Below are 355 nucleotides of genomic sequence, written 5' to 3'. Positions count from 1 at the left end.
GTCCTGGCAGATCGAATTGCCGCACATCGGCGACTTGCCGGCCGGCACCCAGCGCTTCAGGAACGCCAGCAGTTCGGCTTCGGCCTGCGCCTCGGTGAGCGTGGACGCCTTGACCTTGTCGATCAGGCCCGAGCGGCCGTGCGTGCCCTTGTTCCAGTTGTCCATGCCGTCGAGCACGGCGTCGGCCTGATGGATCACCAGCACCGGCCCTTCGGCCAGGATATTGAGTTCGGAGTCGGTCACCACCACGGCAACCTCGATAATCCGGTCGGAATCCGGCTGCAGGCCGGTCATTTCCATATCCAACCAGATGAGGTTGTTTTCACTTTTGACGGAGGTGGCGGCTGGGCTAGTC

Annotated in this window: 1 protein-coding gene; it reads right to left on the bottom strand. The window is 62.8% G+C overall.

All coding sequences use genetic code 11. The features are described 5' to 3' along the window. The coding region (gene orn, locus AC1DHL_RS30240; protein WP_478164398.1) for an oligoribonuclease at positions 1-355 on the bottom strand (355 nt) is incomplete at both ends.

The sequence above is a fragment of the Variovorax sp. 10L426 genome, assembly GCF_056395305.1.
Note: the sequence above shows the minus strand (reverse complement) of the source record. Positions and strands in the feature narration are given on the sequence as shown.